Source organism: Sphingomonas profundi (genome assembly GCF_009739515.1).
Taxonomy (GTDB): domain Bacteria; phylum Pseudomonadota; class Alphaproteobacteria; order Sphingomonadales; family Sphingomonadaceae; genus Alterirhizorhabdus; species Alterirhizorhabdus profundi.
Genome location: NZ_CP046535.1, coordinates 2,297,902 through 2,314,533, shown reverse-complemented (window position 1 = coordinate 2,314,533; position 16,632 = coordinate 2,297,902). Strand labels below are relative to the sequence as shown.

Genomic DNA, 16,632 nt, shown 5'->3' with positions numbered 1-16,632 from the left:
GATGGCGCCGGGCGAGGCCAGCCGCTACCTTCCGCGTCGATGCACATCTCCACCGAAGCGATCGTCTGCGGCGTGCTGGCGCATGGCGAGCATGGTGCCGTCGCGCGGCTGCTGACGCCGGCGGATGGCTTGCGCGCCGGCTACGTGCGCGGCGGGCGATCCCGCCGGCTGCGGCCGGTGCTGCTGGCGGGCAATGTGGTGCAGGCCGAATATCGTGCGCGCACCGACGAGCAGCTGCCGGCGCTGACGGTGGAGCTGGTCCACAGCCGCGCCGGGCTGCATGGCGAGCCGCTGGCCGCCGCCGCGATCGACTGGACGACCGCGCTCACCGCCGCCGCTTTGCCGGAGGCGCAGCCCTATCCGCGCCTGCACGCCGCGCTGGACGGCGTGCTGGCGGCGGTGGAGGCGGCGCCGGCGGCGCGCGGCTGGGCGGCGGCGCTGGTGCGCTACGAGCTGCTGATCCTCGCCGAACTCGGCTTCGGGCTGGACCTCTCGGCGTGCGCGGCGACCGGCGGGCGCGACGACCTCCTCTACGTCAGCCCAAAGAGCGGCGCGGCCGTGGGCCGGGCGGCGGGCGCGCCCTATGCCGAACGGCTGCTGCCGCTGCCGGCCTTCCTGCTGGGCCGGGGGGAGGCGGACTGGGGCGGCATCCTCGACGGGCTGCGGCTGACCGGCCACTTCCTCTCGCGCGATCTGCTGACGGAGCGGCGGGCGGCGGTGCTCGCCGCCCGCGAGCGGATGATCGCGCGGATCAGGCGGATCACCGGCTGAGGCGGCGGCGGTTGTGGGAGCAGACGACTTTTCCGTCATCCCGGACCTGATTCGGGATCCATGGACGGTGGTTCGCTGAACCCTCAGGCGCACCGCATCGATGGATCCCGGCGTCCGCCGGGATGACGATGGTTGGGGCGGGGGACGCCGCCGTTACCGGATCAGGCGGCCTTCTCCAGTTCCGCCTCCACGGCCTCGACGATCAGCGGGTCTTCCGGCGTGATATCCGGGGTGAAGCGGCCGACGACCTTGCCGTCGCGGCCGACGAGGAACTTCTCGAAGTTCCACAGCACGTCGCTGGGCGCGCCGGGGGCGATGCCGTAGCGGGCGAGCTTGTCGCGGAAGCCCGAGTCGCGCTCGGTCGCCTGCGGCTGGCCGTCGATCAGGGCCTGGTAGAGCGGGTGCCGCTCCTCCCCGCTGACGGCGATCTTGGCGAACATCGGGAAGCCGATGTTGAAGTTGGAGAGGCAGAATTCGGCGATCTCCTCGTCCGTTCCAGGCTCCTGCGCGCCGAAATCGTTGGCCGGGAAGCCCAGGACGCTGAAGCCGCGATCGTGATACTTCTGGTGGAGCGCCTCCAGCGGGCCGTATTGCGGCGTGAGGCCGCATTTGGAGGCGGTGTTCACGATCAGCAGCACCTGGCCGGCATAGTCGGCAAGCGTGGCCGGCTGGCCCTTGATCGTGGTGAGCGGAATTGCCTGAAGGTCGGTCATCATCGTCCTCGCCTGCGGTTTCGCCCAATTCTCCTGTCCGCGCCCGCCAAGTCAACCGCCAGCGGGCCGGGCCGCATTGACGCGGATCGGCTTCGCGCGGCAAAGCGGGCGCCAACGCCCAAGGAACCCGCATGAAGAAGCTCGCCGGCCAGGATCGCACCATCACCGCCAAGTGGCGCCCCGCGACGCAGGCGATCCGCGGCGGCACCGCGCGATCGCATTATGGCGAGACGAGCGAGGCGATCTTCCTGACGAGCGGCTACGCCTATGATTGCGCCGCCGACGCCGCCGCCCGCTTCGCCGGCGAGCAGCAGGGCATGACCTATTCGCGCCTGCAGAACCCCACGGTGGAGATGCTGGAGGAGCGGATCGCGCTGATGGAGGGCGCCGAGGCGTGCCGCGCGATGGCGAGCGGCATGGCGGCGATGACGGCGGCCCTGCTGTGCCAGCTCTCGCAGGGGGACCATCTCGTCGCCGGGCGCGCCGCCTTCGGATCGTGCCGCTGGTTGACCGACACGCTGCTGCCGCGTTTCGGCATCGAGGCGACGATCGTGGACGCGCGCGACGATGCGGCGTGGGCGCGGGCGATCCGCCCCAACACCAAGGTGTTCTTCTTCGAGACGCCGGCCAACCCGACGATGGACATCGTCGATCTGGCGGCGGTGTGCGGCCTGGCGCGCGACCGCGGCATCACCAGCATCGTCGACAACGCATTCGCCACCCCCGTCCTCCAGCGGCCGATGGATTATGGCGCGGACATCGTCGCGTATTCCGCCACCAAGATGATGGACGGACAGGGCCGGGTGCTGGCCGGCGCGGTGTGCGGCAGGGCCAAGTTCATCAACGAGACGCTGCTGGCCTTCACCCGCAACACCGGCCCGACCCTCTCCGCGTTCAACGCCTGGGTGGTGCTGAAGGGGCTGGAGACGCTGGACCTGCGAATCCGCCGGCAGAGCGAGAATGCGCTGGCGGTGGCGCGCTTCCTGGCCACGCGCGTGCCGCGCCTGCTGTATCCGGGGCATGAGAGCCATCCGCAGCACGCGCTGGCGATGCGGCAGATGGCGGCGGGCGGCACCATCCTGTCGCTGTTCGTCGATGGCGGGCGGCCGCAGGCGCATGCGCTGCTGGATGCGCTGGAGCTGGTCGACATATCGAACAACATCGGCGATTCGCGATCGCTGATGACGCACCCCGCCTCCACCACGCACGCCGGCCTCTCGGCCGAGGTGCGGGCTGAGATGGGCGTGGAGGAGGGCATGCTGCGCCTGAACGTCGGCCTGGAGGATCCCGCCGACGTGATCGAGGATCTCGATCGCGCGCTGAAGGCGGCGCGGCTGTGACCGTCGGCAGCGATGCGATGAAGATGCTGTTCCCGCACGTCGCGACCACGCGCGGCGTGGTGGTGCGGGTGTCGGTGAGCTTCCTGCCCGAACAGTCCGAGCCGGCGAAGGGCCGCTGGTTCTGGGCCTATCATATCCGGCTGGAGAATGAGGGGCCGGCGGCGGTGCAGCTGCTCCACCGGCACTGGACGATCACGGACGGGCGCGGCGCCCGCCACGAGGTGCGCGGCGAGGGCGTGGTGGGCGAGCAGCCGGTGATCGAGCCGGGCGCCAGCTACGACTATGTCTCCGGCTGCCCGCTCCAGACGCCCACCGGGGCGATGGAGGGGAGCTACCACATGGTGAGCGAGGACGGATCGAGCTTCGAGGCGGCGATCCCCCGCTTTCCGCTGATCGGGCCGGCGGTGGCGCGGTGAGCCGGCGGCCATGAAGCGTACCCACCTGCCGCTGAACGGCCTGCGCGTGCTGGACGCGGCCGCGCGCCACCTCTCCTTCACCCGCGCGGCGGACGAGCTGGCGGTGACGCCGGCGGCCGTCGGCCAGCAGATCCGCGCGCTGGAGGATACGCTGGGCGTCGTGCTGTTCCGCCGCACCGCCAAGGGGCTGGAGCTGACGCCGGAGGGCGCCGCCGGGCTGGACGCGCTGCGCGCCGGCTTCCTCCAGTTCGAGGAGGCGGTGCGGGCGATGCAGGCCGGGCAATCGAGCAAGACGCTGACGATCGCCGCGCCGCGCGACTTCACCGCCAAGTGGCTGGGCGCGCGGCTGGCGGCCTATGGCCGCACCGATCCGGAGCTGCGCTTCGTGCTGCTGGGCGGCGACGAGGAGCTCGATTTCACGCAGGCCAATCTCGATCTGGCGATCCGCCTGGCGGAAGGGCCGGGGGAGCATGAGGGCGCGGCGCTCGGCGGCACCGGCCACGTCGTCGTCGGCGGGCCGGACGCGCCGGATGCGGCGATCGGCTGGCCGGGCAGCCCGGCGCAGGACGGCACGGCGCTGGTGAGCGTCGCCGATGCCGGCCTGGCGATCGACGCGGCGGCGGCGGGGTTCGGCCGCGCCTGCGTGCCGGCGCTGCTGGCCGAGGCGGATCTCGCCGCCGGCCGGGTGACGCGGGTGGACGACGGCCCGCTCTCGTCGCGCGGCTACTGGCTGATCGCGCCGACGCCGCAGTGGCGCCAGAAGAAGGTTCGCGCGCTGGTTGCCGCGCTGCTCGGCTAAATCCTTTTGCTTGCAGTTTTTTAACGGCCTCTCTCCTAGACTTAGCCTATGAGACAGGAACTCGCTCCGGCCTCGGGCCGCTCCGCCGCATGTTCAGGCTGCCGCGACGGCGCCGCGCTGGACTTCGACTTCTCGATGGCGTTCCAGCCGATCATGGACGTCGCCGAAGGCGTGCCCTTCGCCTATGAGGCGCTGGTGCGCGGGCCGGACGGCGAAGGCGCGTGGAGCGTGCTGAGCCAGGTGACGGAGGCGAACCGCTACACCTTCGATCAGCGGTGCCGGGTGAAGGCGATCGAGACGGCGGCCAGGGCGGGGCTGCTCGCCACGCCGGCGCGGCTCTCGATCAACTTCCTGCCGAACGCCGTCTACTCGCCGGCCGCCTGCATCCAGCTGACCTTGAAGACGGCGCGGGCGATCGACTTCCCGACCGACCGGCTGATCTTCGAGTTCACCGAGAATGAGGAGATGAAGGATCCGGCGCACGTGGCGAACATCATCGCCACCTACAAGAAGATGGGGTTCGGCACCGCGCTCGACGATTTCGGCGCGGGCTATGCCGGGCTGAACCTGCTCGCCCGCTTCCAGCCCGACATCATCAAGCTGGACATGGAGCTGATCCGCGACCTCGACGCCAGCCTGCCGCGCCGGATGATCGTGGACGGCGTCGTCAAGATGAGCGAGGCGCTGGGCATGACCGTGATCGCCGAGGGGATCGAGACCGAGGGCGAGCTGGCGGCGCTGCGCGCGATCGGCGTGCGCTACATCCAGGGTTTTCTGTTCGCCAGGCCGGGCTTCGAGCGGCTGCCTGTGGTGGAGATGCCGATGCGGGCGGAGCGGATCGCGCAGGCGGGGTGAGCCGCCGCCGCGCTCACGGCGCGGCCGGGTCCGGCGCCCTCACCAGGCGGGAGACCATCGCCTTGACGGCGGCGAGCTGCGGCCCATCGCGCAGCATGAAGTTGATGCCGGTATAGCCGACCCAGTCCCAGCAGCCGTTCGGATTGGCCGGGCTTCCGTTCACCTGCGGGTAGAGCATGATGATGCGGTTGCCGTCCGCCCATGCATTGTAGCCGAGCTTGCCGTAGACGTCGTCGCCTACCGACAGCGCGCTCTGGCCGCAGCCGTGGAACACGACATGCACGGCGCACCCCGGCGCATCCCGGCACGCCCTGGGCACGTAGACGAACCCCCGGGGCGCCATCTGCGCGAGCGGCGAGGCGTAGACGCCCTGGTCGAAGGCGACGGGCGTGGCGGTGAGCGTCGTCGCTTTGGGTTGAAGGGGGCCGTAGATGTGGCCGAGGATGGCCTGCGGCTGATCGTAGGGCCGGCCGGCGACGGTACAGCGATCGATATAGGTGTCGCCGTTGGCGGCGCAGTCCGCGCTGGCGGTGTCGACCGAGATGAAGGCGTGGCCGGCCGGCACGGTGTTGACATAGACGAGGCTGGCGGGCGGGACGCCCGCCGCATGGTAGAAGTCACGCAACCCGTCCATCACCGATGGCGCGACGATCCTGTCCCGCGTGCCGCTGAACAGATAGACGCGGTGGGCGGCGACGCCGGCGGCGGGATCGATCAGCCCGTTCCTGGCGAAGGCGCGCGCCGCGCGCCACGATGTCGTGCCGGTGGGATGGCCCTGCATGCACACGCTGAGGGTGAGCCACAGATAGATGCCGGCGCAGTCGTACGGGCCGCCCGCGACGATGCCCGCGCCGATCGTGCTGGCGGAATAGGCGATCTCATATTGCACCGCCATATAGCCGCCGGAGGAGAGGCCGGACACGGAGACCCGGCTGCCGTCCGCCCCAAGACGGGGCAGGGGATCGGCCACCGCCGCGCCAGACCAGATCAACAGCCCGACAAGCATCGTCAGGACGCGCACAGGATGCATGAGAGTTCCCCCCCGCGCCATCATGGCCCCGCGCCCCGGCATCCTCCCACCGCGATCATGCGCCCGCCGCCTGCCATCTGCCAGCGGTGTTTGCGTCAACCTGGCGGGATCATGGCCGGATGCTCCGTCGACTTGCGGCAAGCGGATACACCGCACGCGTCGTCTTGCGCGGCGCGATCCGCTGCTTCAGGCGTCGATCGCTTCCTCGTCCAGCTGGGCGGCATTGGCCTGGATGAAGGCGAAGCGATGCTCGGGATGCTTGCCCATCAGCCGATCGACGAGATCGCGCACGCTGGCCCGCTCCTCATATTCCTGCGGCAGCGTCACGCGCAGCATCCCGCGCGTCTTCGGGTCCATCGTCGTCTCCCGCAGCTGCTGCGGGTTCATCTCGCCGAGGCCCTTGAAGCGGCTGACCTCCACCTTCTTGCCCTTGAACATGGTGCGCTCAAGCTCCGCGCGATGGCCGTCGTCGCGGGCATAGGCATTCCTCGCGCCCGACACGAGGCGGTAGAGCGGCGGCTGGGCGAGGTAGAGATGGCCGCGGCGGACGAGCTCCGGCATCTCCTGGAAGAAGAAGGTCATCAGCAGGGTGGCGATGTGGGCGCCGTCGACATCGGCGTCGGTCATGATGACGACGCGCTCGTAGCGCAGATTGTCGGGTATGCAGCGGTCGCGCGTGCCGCAGCCGAGCGCCTGGATCAGATCGGCGATCTCGCTGTTGCCGGCGATCTTGGCGGCGTTGGCGGAGGCGACGTTGAGGATCTTGCCGCGGATCGGCAGGATCGCCTGCGTCTTGCGATCGCGCGCCTGCTTGGCGGAGCCGCCGGCGGAATCGCCCTCGACGATGAAGATCTCGGTGCCCTTGGGATCGTCGTTGGCGCAATCGGTGAGCTTGCCGGGCAGGCGCAGCTTGCGCGCTGAGGTGGCCGTCTTACGCTTCACCTCCCGCTCGGCCTTGCGCCGCAGCCGCTCGTCCATGCGATCGAGCACGTAGCCGAGCAGCGCCTTGCCGCGCTCCATATTGTGGCTGAGGAAATGATCGAAATGGTCGCGCACCGCCTTCTCGACGAGGCCGGCGGCCTCCGGGCTGGTCAGGCGGTCCTTCGTCTGGCTCTGGAACTGCGGGTCGCGGATGAAGACGGAGAGCATCAGCTCGCTGCCCGTCATCACGTCCTCGGGCGCGAGATCCTTCGCCTTCTTCTGGCCGGCGAGATCGGCGAAGGCGCGCAGGCCCTTGACGATCGCGGCGCGCAGGCCCTGCTCGTGCGTGCCGCCGTCGGGCGTGGGGATGGTGTTGCAGTAATAGCTGTAGCTGCCGTCCGACCAGAGCGGCCACGCCACCGCCCACTCGACCGAACCGGCGGCGCCCGGAAAATCCTGTCGGCCGGCGAAGAAATCGGCGGTGGCGCATTCGCGCGCGCCGATCTGCTCGCGCAGGTGATCGGAGAGGCCGCCGGGAAACTGGAACACCGCCTCGGCCGGCGTGTCGTCACCGATGATCGCGGGATCGCAGCGCCAGCGTATCTCGACGCCGGCGTAGAGATACGCCTTGGAGCGGGCGAGGCGGTGCAGCCGGCCGGGCTTGAAGTGCGCGTTCGGCCCGAAGATCTCCACGTCCGGCGTGAAGGCCACGCTGGTGCCGCGGCGGTTGGGCGCCGGCCCCACCTTCTCCAGCGCGGACGTGGGCAGGCCGCGCGCGAAGGTCTGGCGGAACAGCTCCCGGTTGCGCGCGACCTCGATCACCGTATCGGAGGAGAGGGCGTTGACCACGCTGACGCCCACGCCATGCAGGCCGCCGCTGGTGGCATAGGCCTTGTCGCTGAACTTGCCGCCGGAGTGGAGCGTGGTGAGGATGACCTCCAGCGCCGACTTGCCGGGAAACTTCGGGTGCGGATCGACCGGGATGCCGCGGCCGTTGTCGACGATGGTCAGCCTGTCGCCGGCGGCGAGCGACACGTCTATGCGGGTGGCGTGGCCGGCCACCGCCTCGTCCATCGCATTGTCCAGCACCTCGGCGGCCAGGTGGTGGAAGGCGCGCTCGTCCGTGCCGCCGATATACATGCCGGGGCGGCGGCGGACGGGCTCCAGCCCCTCCAGCACCTCGATCGAGGAGGCGTCGTACGTGCCGCCCGTGGCGGACGGGCCGGAGGCGAAGAGATCGTCGGACATGATTCGTTCTATAGCGGCGCGCGTGGCCGGCGCCAGCCGCGCGGCCGGCGCCGCCTCAGCGCACGCGCGGGCCGCCGAACGGCAGCGGCGGCGGCGGGCGGCGATCGCGGCGCGGCAGCTGCGCCTGATACGCCACCGAGCAGTGATCGAGGCAGTAGGGGAAGCCCGGGTTGATCGCCTCGCCGCAGAAGTGGAAGTCCGGCTCGCCCGGATGGCCGAGCGGCCACTTGCAGATCTTGTCGTTGAGTTCGAGCAGGCTCGTCTTGCCGGCCATGTCGGCCGATGGCTTGGCCGGCACCAGGCGGCGCGGCGGGGCCGGCGTGGCGGGCGGGTGCTGGTCGCCCGGCCCCTGGCGCTGGAAGCCGCCCGGCCCGATCGAGCGGATCATCGGTTGCGGCGGCACCGGCGCGGGCGCGGCGGCCACGACGGGCGCGGCGGCCTCCTCCTCGTCCGCCTCGGGCACGACGACGGGTGCCGCGGGCGCCTCCTCCGGCTCGAACGGGGAGGGCTCGACGACGGGCGGCCTCGGCGCCTCCGCCTCATGGTCCGGCGCCGCCGCCGCCGGCTCCGCCGAGCGGACCGGCGAGGGGCGCGACTGCAGGCCCAGGCGGTGGGCCTTGCCGATCACCGCGTTGCGGCTGACGCCGCCGAGCTCGTCGGCGATCTGGCTGGCCGTCATGCCCTGTTCCCAGAGCCGCTTCAGTTGATCGATGCGTTCGTCCGTCCAGCTCATCACGTCACTTCCCAGGCTACCGCGCCGCGCTTGCGGCGCCGGCCGGCAGTCGATAGGCGAAACGCCCATGACCGACCAGCCTTCGAACAGGATGCTCTCCACCCCCGGCGTGCCGGTGATCCCGCTGATCAACTGGGGAGGAATGCGCGCCCTCTATGTGAAGGAGGTGCGACGGTTCTTCAAGGTGCAGCTCCAGACGATCTGGGCGCCGGCGGTGACGACCCTGCTGTTCCTGGTGATCTTCACGGTGGCGTTGGGCGGTGGCGGGCGCATGGTGATGGGCCAGCATTTCGCCAATTTCATCGCCCCCGGCCTCATCATGATGGGCATGATGCAGAACGCCTTCGCCAATGCCAGCTTCTCGCTGCTGGTGGGCAAGATACAGGGCACGATCATCGATTATCTGATGCCGCCGATCTCCACCGGCGAGCTGCTGGCGGCGCTGGTGGGCGCGGCGATGACGCGGGCGGTGCTGGTGGGCGCCGCCGTGTGGCTCGCCATGAGCCTGTGGCCGGGGGTGAGCGTGCTGCCGCGGCACCCCTGGGCCGTCCTGTGGTTCGGCCTGATGGGATCGGCGCTGCTCTCGCTGCTGGGCGTGCTGACGTCCATCTGGGCGGAGAAGTTCGATCATGCCGCGGCGGTGACGAACTTCGTCGTGCAGCCGCTGTCGCTGCTGTCGGGCACCTTCTACTCGGTGGAGAGCCTGCACGGCGTGTTCCGCGGGATCAGCCATGCCAATCCGTTCTTCTACGTGATCTCCGGGTTTCGTTACGGCTTCCTCGGCATATCCGATTCCCCGCTGGTGGTGGGATCGGTGCTGCTGCTGGTGGTGAACGTGGCGCTGGCGATCACCTGCTACTATGCGCTGGAGAAAGGCTGGAAGCTGAAGGCGTGAGCGGGGAGGAGGAGGCGCCTGATCGTTCACGATCAGAGACGCTTATCGCGAACGAGCGGGTGAAGGCAGTCTCCGGGCTCCTCTTCAACCTTGGGCCGGCCCTGGTGGCGACGATCGCGGCGCGGATCTATGTGAGCGGCGCAACCGACCGAACGGCGTTGCTCTGGTCGACGGGCGCGATGTTGACTATATGGTCCGGGTGGAAATTGCTGCATCTGCTCCACGCGGAGGAAGATCGATGACCCTGTCACCGCAAGTCGCCGAGCTGGCACCCGGCCTGATGGCCATCGGCATATCGGTGATCGCGCTGGTCGGCATGAAGGTCGTTCAGTTCCGCCGGGCACGCGCCGCAGCCTCCCACCGCTCTACCAGTAACGATTGACACCCACCTCGCGCGATCCTAGACGCGCGTTTCGATCAGGCGGCCGGCAACGGGCCGCCTTTTTGCGTTTCCGGAGTTCCGCTTTCCCGCCGACGACCGGGTCAACAAAGGCCGGTCGAGGAAGGCCAGCCGAAGAAGGAGTGCCTGCGATGACGATCACGCCGCTCATGCCCGTCTACCCGCGGTGCGGCGTGCGCCCGGTGCGCGGCGAGGGCTGCTACCTGATCGGCGAGCAGGGCGAGCGCTATCTCGATTTCGCCAGCGGCATCGCGGTGAACATTCTCGGCCACGGCCATCCGGCGCTGGTGAAGGCCATCGCGGATCAGGCGGCGACGCTGATGCACGTCTCGAACCTCTACGGTTCGCCGCAGGGCGAGGCGCTGGCACAGCGGCTGGTGGACGAGACGTTCGCCGACACGGTGTTCTTCACCAATTCCGGCGCGGAGGCGGTGGAGTGCGCGATCAAGACGGCGCGGCGCTTCCACTTCGCCAACGGCGCGCCGCAGCGGCACACGCTGATCTCGTTCAACAACGCCTTCCACGGGCGTACGCTCGGCACCATCTCGGCGACGAACCAGCCGAAGATGCGCGACGGGTTCGAGCCGCTGCTGCCGGGCTTCACGGTGGTACCGTTCAACGATCTGGCGGCGGCCGAGGCGGCGATCGACGACTCCACCGCCGGTTTCCTGGTGGAGCCGGTGCAGGGCGAGGGCGGGGTGACGCCCGCGACGACCGAGTTCCTGCGCGGCCTGCGCGATCTGGCCGACCGGCACGGCCTGCTGCTGATCCTGGACGAGGTGCAGTGCGGCTACGCCCGCACCGGCACCTTCTTCGCCCATGAGCAATATGGCATCGTGCCGGACATCATGGCGGTGGCCAAGGGCATCGGCGGCGGCTTCCCGCTCGGCGCCTGCCTCGCCACCGAGGATGCGGCCAAGGGCATGGTGTTCGGCACCCACGGATCCACCTACGGCGGCAACCCGCTGGCGATGGCGGCGGCGACGGCGATCATGGACGTGGTGGTGAACGACGCCTTCCTGGCCAACGTCCGCGCCAAAGGCGAGCGGCTGCGCCAGGCGCTCGAACAGATGATCCCCAACCATGACGGCCTGTTCGAGAGCGTGCGCGGGCTGGGCCTGATGCTGGGCCTGAAGCTGAAGGAGCGGGCCGAGGCGCGCGCCTTCGTGGCGCATCTGCGCGACAATCACGGCCTGCTGACGGTTTCGGCCGGCGAGAATGTGGTGCGCATCCTGCCGCCGCTGGTAATCGAGGACGCGCACATCGCCGAGTTCGTCGAGAAGCTTTCGGCCGGTGCGCGGGATTATGAGGTGGCCGCGTGACGCGCCACTTCCTCGATCTCGTCGACGCCGGGGGGGACGGCGTGGCGGCGATGCTGGCGGACGCGCTGGATCGCAAGCAGGCGCGGGGCGGCTGGCCGAAGGGCCGGACGGATGCCGATGCACCGCTTGCCGGGCACACGCTGGCGATGATCTTCGAGAAGAACTCCACGCGCACCCGCGTGTCGTTCGACATGGCGATGCGTCAGCTGGGCGGCACCACGATCGTGATGGACGCCGGCGCGATGCAGCTGGGCCGGGGAGAATCGGTTGCCGACACGGCGCGGGTGCTGTCGCGCTACGTCGACGCGATCATGATCCGCACCGACGATCACGCGAAGGTGATCGAGATGGCGCGCCATGCGACCGTGCCGGTCATCAACGGCCTGACCGATCGGTCGCACCCCTGCCAGATCATCGCCGACATGCTGACGGTGCTCGATCGCAAGCCGAGGCTCGCCGGATCGACCTGGGCGTGGCTGGGTGACGGCAACAACGTGCTGCACTCGATCATCGAGGCGGGTAGCCTGCTCCACTTCGACGTGCGGATCGCCTGTCCGGAGGGCTATGAGCCGGACGCGCAGGTGCTGTCGGACTCGCAGGCGCGATTGCTCGGGCGATCGGATGCGCGGATCACGATCACGCGCGATCCGCTGGCGGCGGTGGCGGGGGCGGATGTGGTCGTCACCGATACCTGGATCTCGATGGGGCAGGCGCAGGCCGAGGCGAAGCTGGCGGCGATGATGCCGTTCCAGGTGACGCCGGCGGTGATGGCGGCGGCGGCGCCCGACGCGACCTTCCTCCACTGCCTGCCGGCGCATCGCGGCGAGGAGGTGGTGGAGGCGGTGATCGACGGGCCGCAATCGGCGATCTGGGAAGAGGCGGAGAACCGCCTGCACGGCCAGAAATCGGTGCTGCTATGGTGTTTCGGCCTGATCGGCTGACCCCGGGGTTCCTCTGCCGGGGCGTGGGGCGGGCGGGCGCGGCTTGTCTCCCGCGCGGGTACTCCCAACATTAGCGGCACCAGCCGGCGTGCCGCCGGCGCAGCGGGATCATGATCTTGGCCAGCACGAATGGAAACGGCGCGGAGGGCGCGCCCGGCATCGCGGTGCATGTCGACACCGTTATGGGTTTCACGATCCCGGCGCGGCATGCGCGCGGGCGCATCGTGCGGCTCGGCCCGGCGCTGGACGCCATCCTCGCCAGCCACGCCTATCCGCCAAGGATCGCGCGTCTGCTGGCCGAGGCGCTGACCCTGACGGCGCTGCTGGGCTCCACCCTGAAGCACAAGGAGGGGCAGCTGACCCTGCAGGCGCAGACGGAGGGCGGCGCGGTGGACCTGCTGGTGTGCGACTATCGCGGCGGCGAGATGCGCGGCTATGTGCGGCACGATCCCGACCGGCTGGCCGAGGCGCCGGTCGAGCCATCCCTGTTCGGGCTGTTCGGCAAGGGGTATCTGGCGATCACCTTCGACCAGGCGGTGACGGGCGAACGTTATCAGGGCATCGTGCCGCTGGAAGGCGGTTCGCTGGCCGAGGCGGCCGAGAGCTATTTCAGCCAGTCGGAGCAGATCCCCAGCCTGGTGCGGCTGGCGACGGTGTTCCGCGGCGATGCCGGCCACATCGCCGGCGGCATCATGCTGCAGCACCTGCCGGAGGGCGAGGAGGGGCGCGAGCGGCTGCACACCCGGCTCGACCATCCGGAGTGGGAGCATGTGCGCGCGCTGGCGACGACGATCAGCCCCGCGGAGCTGACCGACGAGACGCTCTCGCCCGAGGCGATCGCCTGGCGGCTGTTCAACGAGGAGGCCGAGGTGCGCGTGCTGGAGACCACCGCGATCTCGCGCGGGTGCCGCTGCAATCCGCAGCACACGCGCGATGTGATCGCGCGCTTCCCGGCCGAGGAGCAGGCGGCGATGGCCGACGAGCACGGGCTGATCCATGTCGATTGCGAATTCTGTTCGCGCCGCTTCTCGATCGCGCTCGCCGATCTTGCCGCCTGACTTTTTTCGCCGGTGCCGTCACTTTGCGCCTGACCAGTGACGATCGTCACATGACTGTCGGGCACGCACCCCTATAGAGCGTGGCATCCGGCAGGCGCGTCGCGGCGGATCGTTTCCGAAGGGATCGATCCGGGTGCCGCCGGGAAACCTCCGCCCCGGCGGTGCAACGCAGGAAGGAAGTGCCATGTCGATCGTCCGCGCGCTCACTCGCGCCGCCCCCGCCTTCATCCTGGCCGCCGGCCTCTCGGCCGCCGCCCCCGCCGCCGCCCAGCCGGTGCTGAACGCGCTCGCGCCGATCGCGCCCGGCCAGTGGCTGCTGCGCATCGCCGGCGAGCGGCCGCGCGCGATGTGCGTGACCAATCCCGAGGCGCTGATCCAGATCCGCCATCGCGCCAGCGCGTGCAGCCGGCTGGTGATCGCCGACGAGAAGGCGAGCGCCACCGTCCACTATAGCTGCCCGAGCGCCGGCTGGGGGCGCACGACCCTGCGCGTCGCGACCGCCAATGCCGTCCGCATCTCGACCCAAGGCATCGCCGACAACGCGCCCTTCGCCTTCGAAGCGGATGCGCGGCGGACGGGTGACTGCCCGGCCCGCAGCGCCAGCCGCTGAGGACAGCTCTCCGCACGTCGCCGACGGGCGACCCGACCCGACCCGTACGGGCCGCTCCTGATCCTCGTTAACCGCCGGTTTAGGCTTTCGCCGCTATCACGCAGATCGTGCCGGTTGGCATGATATCCTCCCTAGCTGGCTGCGAAGCCGATCCCTGGGCCGCCCCATCATCCGGGCGGCCCGTTCTTTTCCGGCGCTTTCGCGCGTCCGTGAAATCGGTTAGCCGTGCACCATGCAGATATCGGCAAGGGAAACGGCGCCCGGCGCGGTCGTGCTGCTGTCCGGCGGCCTCGATTCGATGGTGGCGGGCGGCCTGGCACGCGAGCGCGGCTTCGCGATCGAGGCGCTGACGATCAACTACAACCAGCGCCATCTGGTGGAACTGGCGGCGGCCCGGCGGATCGCGACGATGCTCGGCGCGCGGCGGCATGTGCTGATGCCGCTGGACCTGACGCTGTTCGGCGGATCGGCGCTGACGGCCAACATCGCCGTGCCGAAGGACGGCGTCGGGCCGGGCATCCCCAGCACCTACGTGCCGGCGCGCAACACCATCTTCCTCTCGCTGGCGCTCGGCTTCGCCGAGGCGTGCGGCGCGCGGGACATCTTCCTCGGCGTGAACGCGCTCGATTATTCCGGCTATCCCGATTGCCGGCCGGAGTTCATCGCCGCCTTCCAGACGCTCGCCGATCTCGCCACCAAGACCGGGGTGGAAGGCGATCGGGTGCGGATCCACGCGCCGCTGCAGGCTATGTCCAAGGCCGATATCGCGATCGAGGCGGATCGGCTGGGGCTGGACGCGGGGCTCAGCTGGTCCTGCTACGATCCCGCGCCGGGGGCGCTGCACTGCGGCCTGTGCGACAGCTGCCGGCTGCGCGCCAAGGGCTATGCCGAGGCCGGTCTGCCCGATCCCACCCGCTACGCGGCGAGCGCCTGATGCCCTATGCCGTGAAGGAGATGTTCGTCACCTTGCAGGGCGAGGGGATGAACACCGGCCGCCGCGCGCTGTTCATCCGCTTCGCCGGCTGCAACCTGTGGTCCGGCCGGGAGCGGGACCGGGCGACGGCGGACTGCCGCTTCTGCGACACGGACTTCGTCGGCATCTCCGGCGACCAGGGCGGGCGCTACGCCGATGCCGACGCGCTGGCCGATGCGGCGGCGGCGCTGTGGCTGGAAGGGCTGGAGGGGCCGGCAGACCGCGCCTTCGCCGTGCTGACCGGCGGCGAGCCGCTGCTGCAGGTGGATGCGGCGCTGACGGCGGCGCTGGCCGGTCGCGGCTTCGAGATCGCGGTGGAGACCAACGGCACCCAGCCGCGCCCGCCGGGGATCGACTGGCTGTGCGTCAGCCCGAAGGCCGGCACCGAGATCGTGCTGCGCCAGGGCGACGAGCTGAAGCTGGTGTGGCCGCAGCCCGGGCTGGACCATATCGCGATGGAGGGCTGGGCGTTCAGCCACCACATGATCTCGCCGATGGACGGGCCGGGCAGCGACGACGCGCGGCGGGCGGCTATCCGCTTCGTGATGACCCACCCGCGCTGGCGCCTCTCCACGCAGACGCACAAGCTGATCGGCCTGCGGTAGAGCGACTTTCGAGGGCAGGTGGATGCCTGCCCACCGCAGCCGGCCACAGCCTTTCCCCGAGCCCACAGCCTTTCCCCGAGCCCAGAGCCTTTCCCCGAGCCCAGAGCTTTCCCCCGAGCGAAGTCGAGGGGCGAACCTGGCGCGGGCAACGCGCTCTCACGGCAGCGGAAGGCGTGTCTCGACTGCGCTCGACACAAGGTTCGAGAGAGGGACCGCACTGGTGCGCGATGCGTTCGTCTGCCGGCGCGGAAGTCGCGGCGGACGAGGAACCACGAGCGGCGATCCGCTGCTAACGGATCGGAAGCCGCCTCAGGCGGGCTCCGCTCCGCTCAGGCGTCGCCGCCGCAGCGCTTGCGCAGCTGGTTGCGCTTGTCCCAGCATTTCTCGTCGAGCGAGGGCAGGTTCAGCTGCATCGTCAGACGCGCCGGGCGCAGCGGGTAGAGGCCGTCGCCTGCCGGCACCAGGCTGTTGCGGAACTCGCGCATCCGCTCCTGCGCGGTGAGGTACAGGTCGCCCTTGCGGCGTTCCAGCGCGTCGCGGCCGATCGACCCCGCCGTCTCGCAGAAGCCGAGCTGGGCGTAGAGCGTGGAGAAGCCGTTATAGGTCTTGGTGGTGTATTCGTCGAGCGCGGTCTGCCAGCCCTTGCCGCCGGTGCGCTTGAAATAGGCGGTGATCGCCGAATAGGCGCCGTTCAATTCGGCGCTATGCTGCCTCAACAGATCGTTATAGTTGCGCACCGTCATCAGCGCCGGCGCGAACTGGCATTGCAGCGCGGCGACGTTCAGCCCGGCGCGCATGTTCCACAGCAGATGCGCCTGATATTCCTTGGCGGTGGCTTTCGGCATCGGCAGGCCGAGGCCGGGCTCGTCCCCCTTCACCGGCGCGCCGGCGAACACCGGGGGGCGCCAGAACAGATAAGCGGAAGCCTGGGCGCTGAAGCTGGTGCCGAGGCTCAGTGCCGCAGTCGCGGCGATCAGCCGATAGGAACGGTAGGCCATTGTC

The 16,632-nt window shown here is 70.0% G+C and carries 19 protein-coding genes; 14 read left to right on the top strand and 5 right to left on the bottom strand.

Annotated elements, in window-relative coordinates:
* The first annotated feature begins 39 nt into the window (after nt 1-39).
* Entirely contained in the window at nt 40-771 is a 732-nt protein-coding gene (gene recO, locus GNT64_RS10970) for a DNA repair protein RecO (protein WP_156679561.1), read from the top strand.
* A 161-nt stretch (nt 772-932) separates the two neighbouring features.
* Here the strand turns inward: recO and GNT64_RS10965 are convergent, their stop codons facing one another.
* The gene (locus GNT64_RS10965; RefSeq protein WP_156681563.1) at nt 933-1,484 is read right to left on the bottom strand and encodes a glutathione peroxidase; all 552 of its coding nucleotides are present in this window, start codon (nt 1,482-1,484) and stop codon (nt 933-935) included.
* Nucleotides 1,485-1,615: 131 nt separating this feature from the next.
* Between GNT64_RS10965 and GNT64_RS10960 the strand changes: the two genes are divergently transcribed.
* The 4 genes from GNT64_RS10960 to GNT64_RS10945 are packed head-to-tail and all read left to right on the top strand — an operon-like array spanning nt 1,616 to nt 4,894.
* Nucleotides 1,616-2,824, top strand: coding sequence for a trans-sulfuration enzyme family protein (locus tag GNT64_RS10960; protein ID WP_156679560.1), 1,209 nt, complete (start codon nt 1,616-1,618; stop codon nt 2,822-2,824).
* Between the two features lie 17 nt (nt 2,825-2,841).
* On the top strand, nt 2,842-3,240 hold the full coding sequence (apaG, locus tag GNT64_RS10955; protein WP_156681562.1) for a Co2+/Mg2+ efflux protein ApaG: 399 nt from the start codon (nt 2,842-2,844) through the stop codon (nt 3,238-3,240).
* 10 nt (nt 3,241-3,250) lie between these two features.
* Nucleotides 3,251-4,039 carry a LysR family transcriptional regulator gene (locus tag GNT64_RS10950; protein ID WP_156679559.1) on the top strand — a complete coding sequence of 263 codons (789 nt, stop codon included), beginning with the start codon at nt 3,251-3,253 and terminating at the stop codon, nt 4,037-4,039.
* 48 nt (nt 4,040-4,087) lie between these two features.
* Nucleotides 4,088-4,894 (top strand): EAL domain-containing protein, encoded by an 807-nt coding sequence (locus GNT64_RS10945; protein ID WP_479683733.1) that lies wholly within the window; start codon nt 4,088-4,090, stop codon nt 4,892-4,894.
* A gap of 13 nt (nt 4,895-4,907) precedes the next feature.
* On the opposite strand, the gene GNT64_RS10940 is transcribed toward GNT64_RS10945, so the two are convergent.
* The 3 genes from GNT64_RS10940 to GNT64_RS10930 form a co-directional block, all read right to left on the bottom strand.
* Nucleotides 4,908-5,864 carry an extracellular catalytic domain type 2 short-chain-length polyhydroxyalkanoate depolymerase gene (locus GNT64_RS10940; RefSeq protein WP_197276951.1) on the bottom strand — a complete coding sequence of 319 codons (957 nt, stop codon included), beginning with the start codon at nt 5,862-5,864 and terminating at the stop codon, nt 4,908-4,910.
* 246 nt (nt 5,865-6,110) lie between these two features.
* Nucleotides 6,111-8,093, bottom strand: coding sequence for a DNA topoisomerase IV subunit B (parE, locus tag GNT64_RS10935; protein WP_156679558.1), 1,983 nt, complete (start codon nt 8,091-8,093; stop codon nt 6,111-6,113).
* A 55-nt stretch (nt 8,094-8,148) separates the two neighbouring features.
* Nucleotides 8,149-8,826 carry a GcrA family cell cycle regulator gene (locus GNT64_RS10930; RefSeq protein WP_156679557.1) on the bottom strand — a complete coding sequence of 226 codons (678 nt, stop codon included), beginning with the start codon at nt 8,824-8,826 and terminating at the stop codon, nt 8,149-8,151.
* Nucleotides 8,827-8,893: 67 nt separating this feature from the next.
* On the opposite strand from GNT64_RS10930, the gene GNT64_RS10925 reads away from it, so the two are divergent.
* The 9 genes from GNT64_RS10925 to queE all read left to right on the top strand — a co-directional run bounded on the left by GNT64_RS10925 (nt 8,894) and on the right by queE (nt 15,630).
* Nucleotides 8,894-9,721 carry an ABC transporter permease gene (locus GNT64_RS10925; protein ID WP_156679556.1) on the top strand — a complete coding sequence of 276 codons (828 nt, stop codon included), beginning with the start codon at nt 8,894-8,896 and terminating at the stop codon, nt 9,719-9,721.
* On the top strand, nt 9,718-9,963 hold the full coding sequence (locus tag GNT64_RS10920; RefSeq protein ID WP_156679555.1) for a hypothetical protein: 246 nt from the start codon (nt 9,718-9,720) through the stop codon (nt 9,961-9,963). The genes GNT64_RS10925 and GNT64_RS10920 overlap by 4 nt, the downstream gene beginning before the upstream one ends.
* On the top strand, nt 9,960-10,103 hold the full coding sequence (locus tag GNT64_RS10915; protein WP_156679554.1) for a hypothetical protein: 144 nt from the start codon (nt 9,960-9,962) through the stop codon (nt 10,101-10,103). The genes GNT64_RS10920 and GNT64_RS10915 overlap by 4 nt, the downstream gene beginning before the upstream one ends.
* A gap of 149 nt (nt 10,104-10,252) precedes the next feature.
* Nucleotides 10,253-11,443 (top strand): aspartate aminotransferase family protein, encoded by a 1,191-nt coding sequence (locus GNT64_RS10910; protein WP_156679553.1) that lies wholly within the window; start codon nt 10,253-10,255, stop codon nt 11,441-11,443.
* Nucleotides 11,440-12,384 carry an ornithine carbamoyltransferase gene (argF, locus tag GNT64_RS10905; RefSeq protein WP_156679552.1) on the top strand — a complete coding sequence of 315 codons (945 nt, stop codon included), beginning with the start codon at nt 11,440-11,442 and terminating at the stop codon, nt 12,382-12,384. Before GNT64_RS10910 ends, argF begins: the two co-directional genes overlap by 4 nt.
* Before the next feature lie 182 nt (nt 12,385-12,566).
* The gene (hslO, locus tag GNT64_RS10900; protein WP_156681559.1) at nt 12,567-13,442 is read left to right on the top strand and encodes an Hsp33 family molecular chaperone HslO; all 876 of its coding nucleotides are present in this window, start codon (nt 12,567-12,569) and stop codon (nt 13,440-13,442) included.
* 184 nt (nt 13,443-13,626) lie between these two features.
* On the top strand, nt 13,627-14,052 hold the full coding sequence (locus tag GNT64_RS10895) for a DUF3617 domain-containing protein (RefSeq protein ID WP_156679551.1): 426 nt from the start codon (nt 13,627-13,629) through the stop codon (nt 14,050-14,052).
* Between the two features lie 232 nt (nt 14,053-14,284).
* Entirely contained in the window at nt 14,285-14,986 is a 702-nt protein-coding gene (gene queC / locus GNT64_RS10890) for a 7-cyano-7-deazaguanine synthase QueC (protein WP_156679550.1), read from the top strand.
* The gene (gene queE / locus GNT64_RS10885; protein WP_156679549.1) at nt 14,986-15,630 is read left to right on the top strand and encodes a 7-carboxy-7-deazaguanine synthase; all 645 of its coding nucleotides are present in this window, start codon (nt 14,986-14,988) and stop codon (nt 15,628-15,630) included. The genes queC and queE overlap by 1 nt, the downstream gene beginning before the upstream one ends.
* Before the next feature lie 329 nt (nt 15,631-15,959).
* Here the strand turns inward: queE and GNT64_RS10880 are convergent, their stop codons facing one another.
* Nucleotides 15,960-16,628, bottom strand: a complete 669-nt coding sequence (locus GNT64_RS10880; RefSeq protein ID WP_197276950.1) for a hypothetical protein — start codon at nt 16,626-16,628, stop codon at nt 15,960-15,962.
* Nucleotides 16,629-16,632 lie beyond the last annotated feature (4 nt).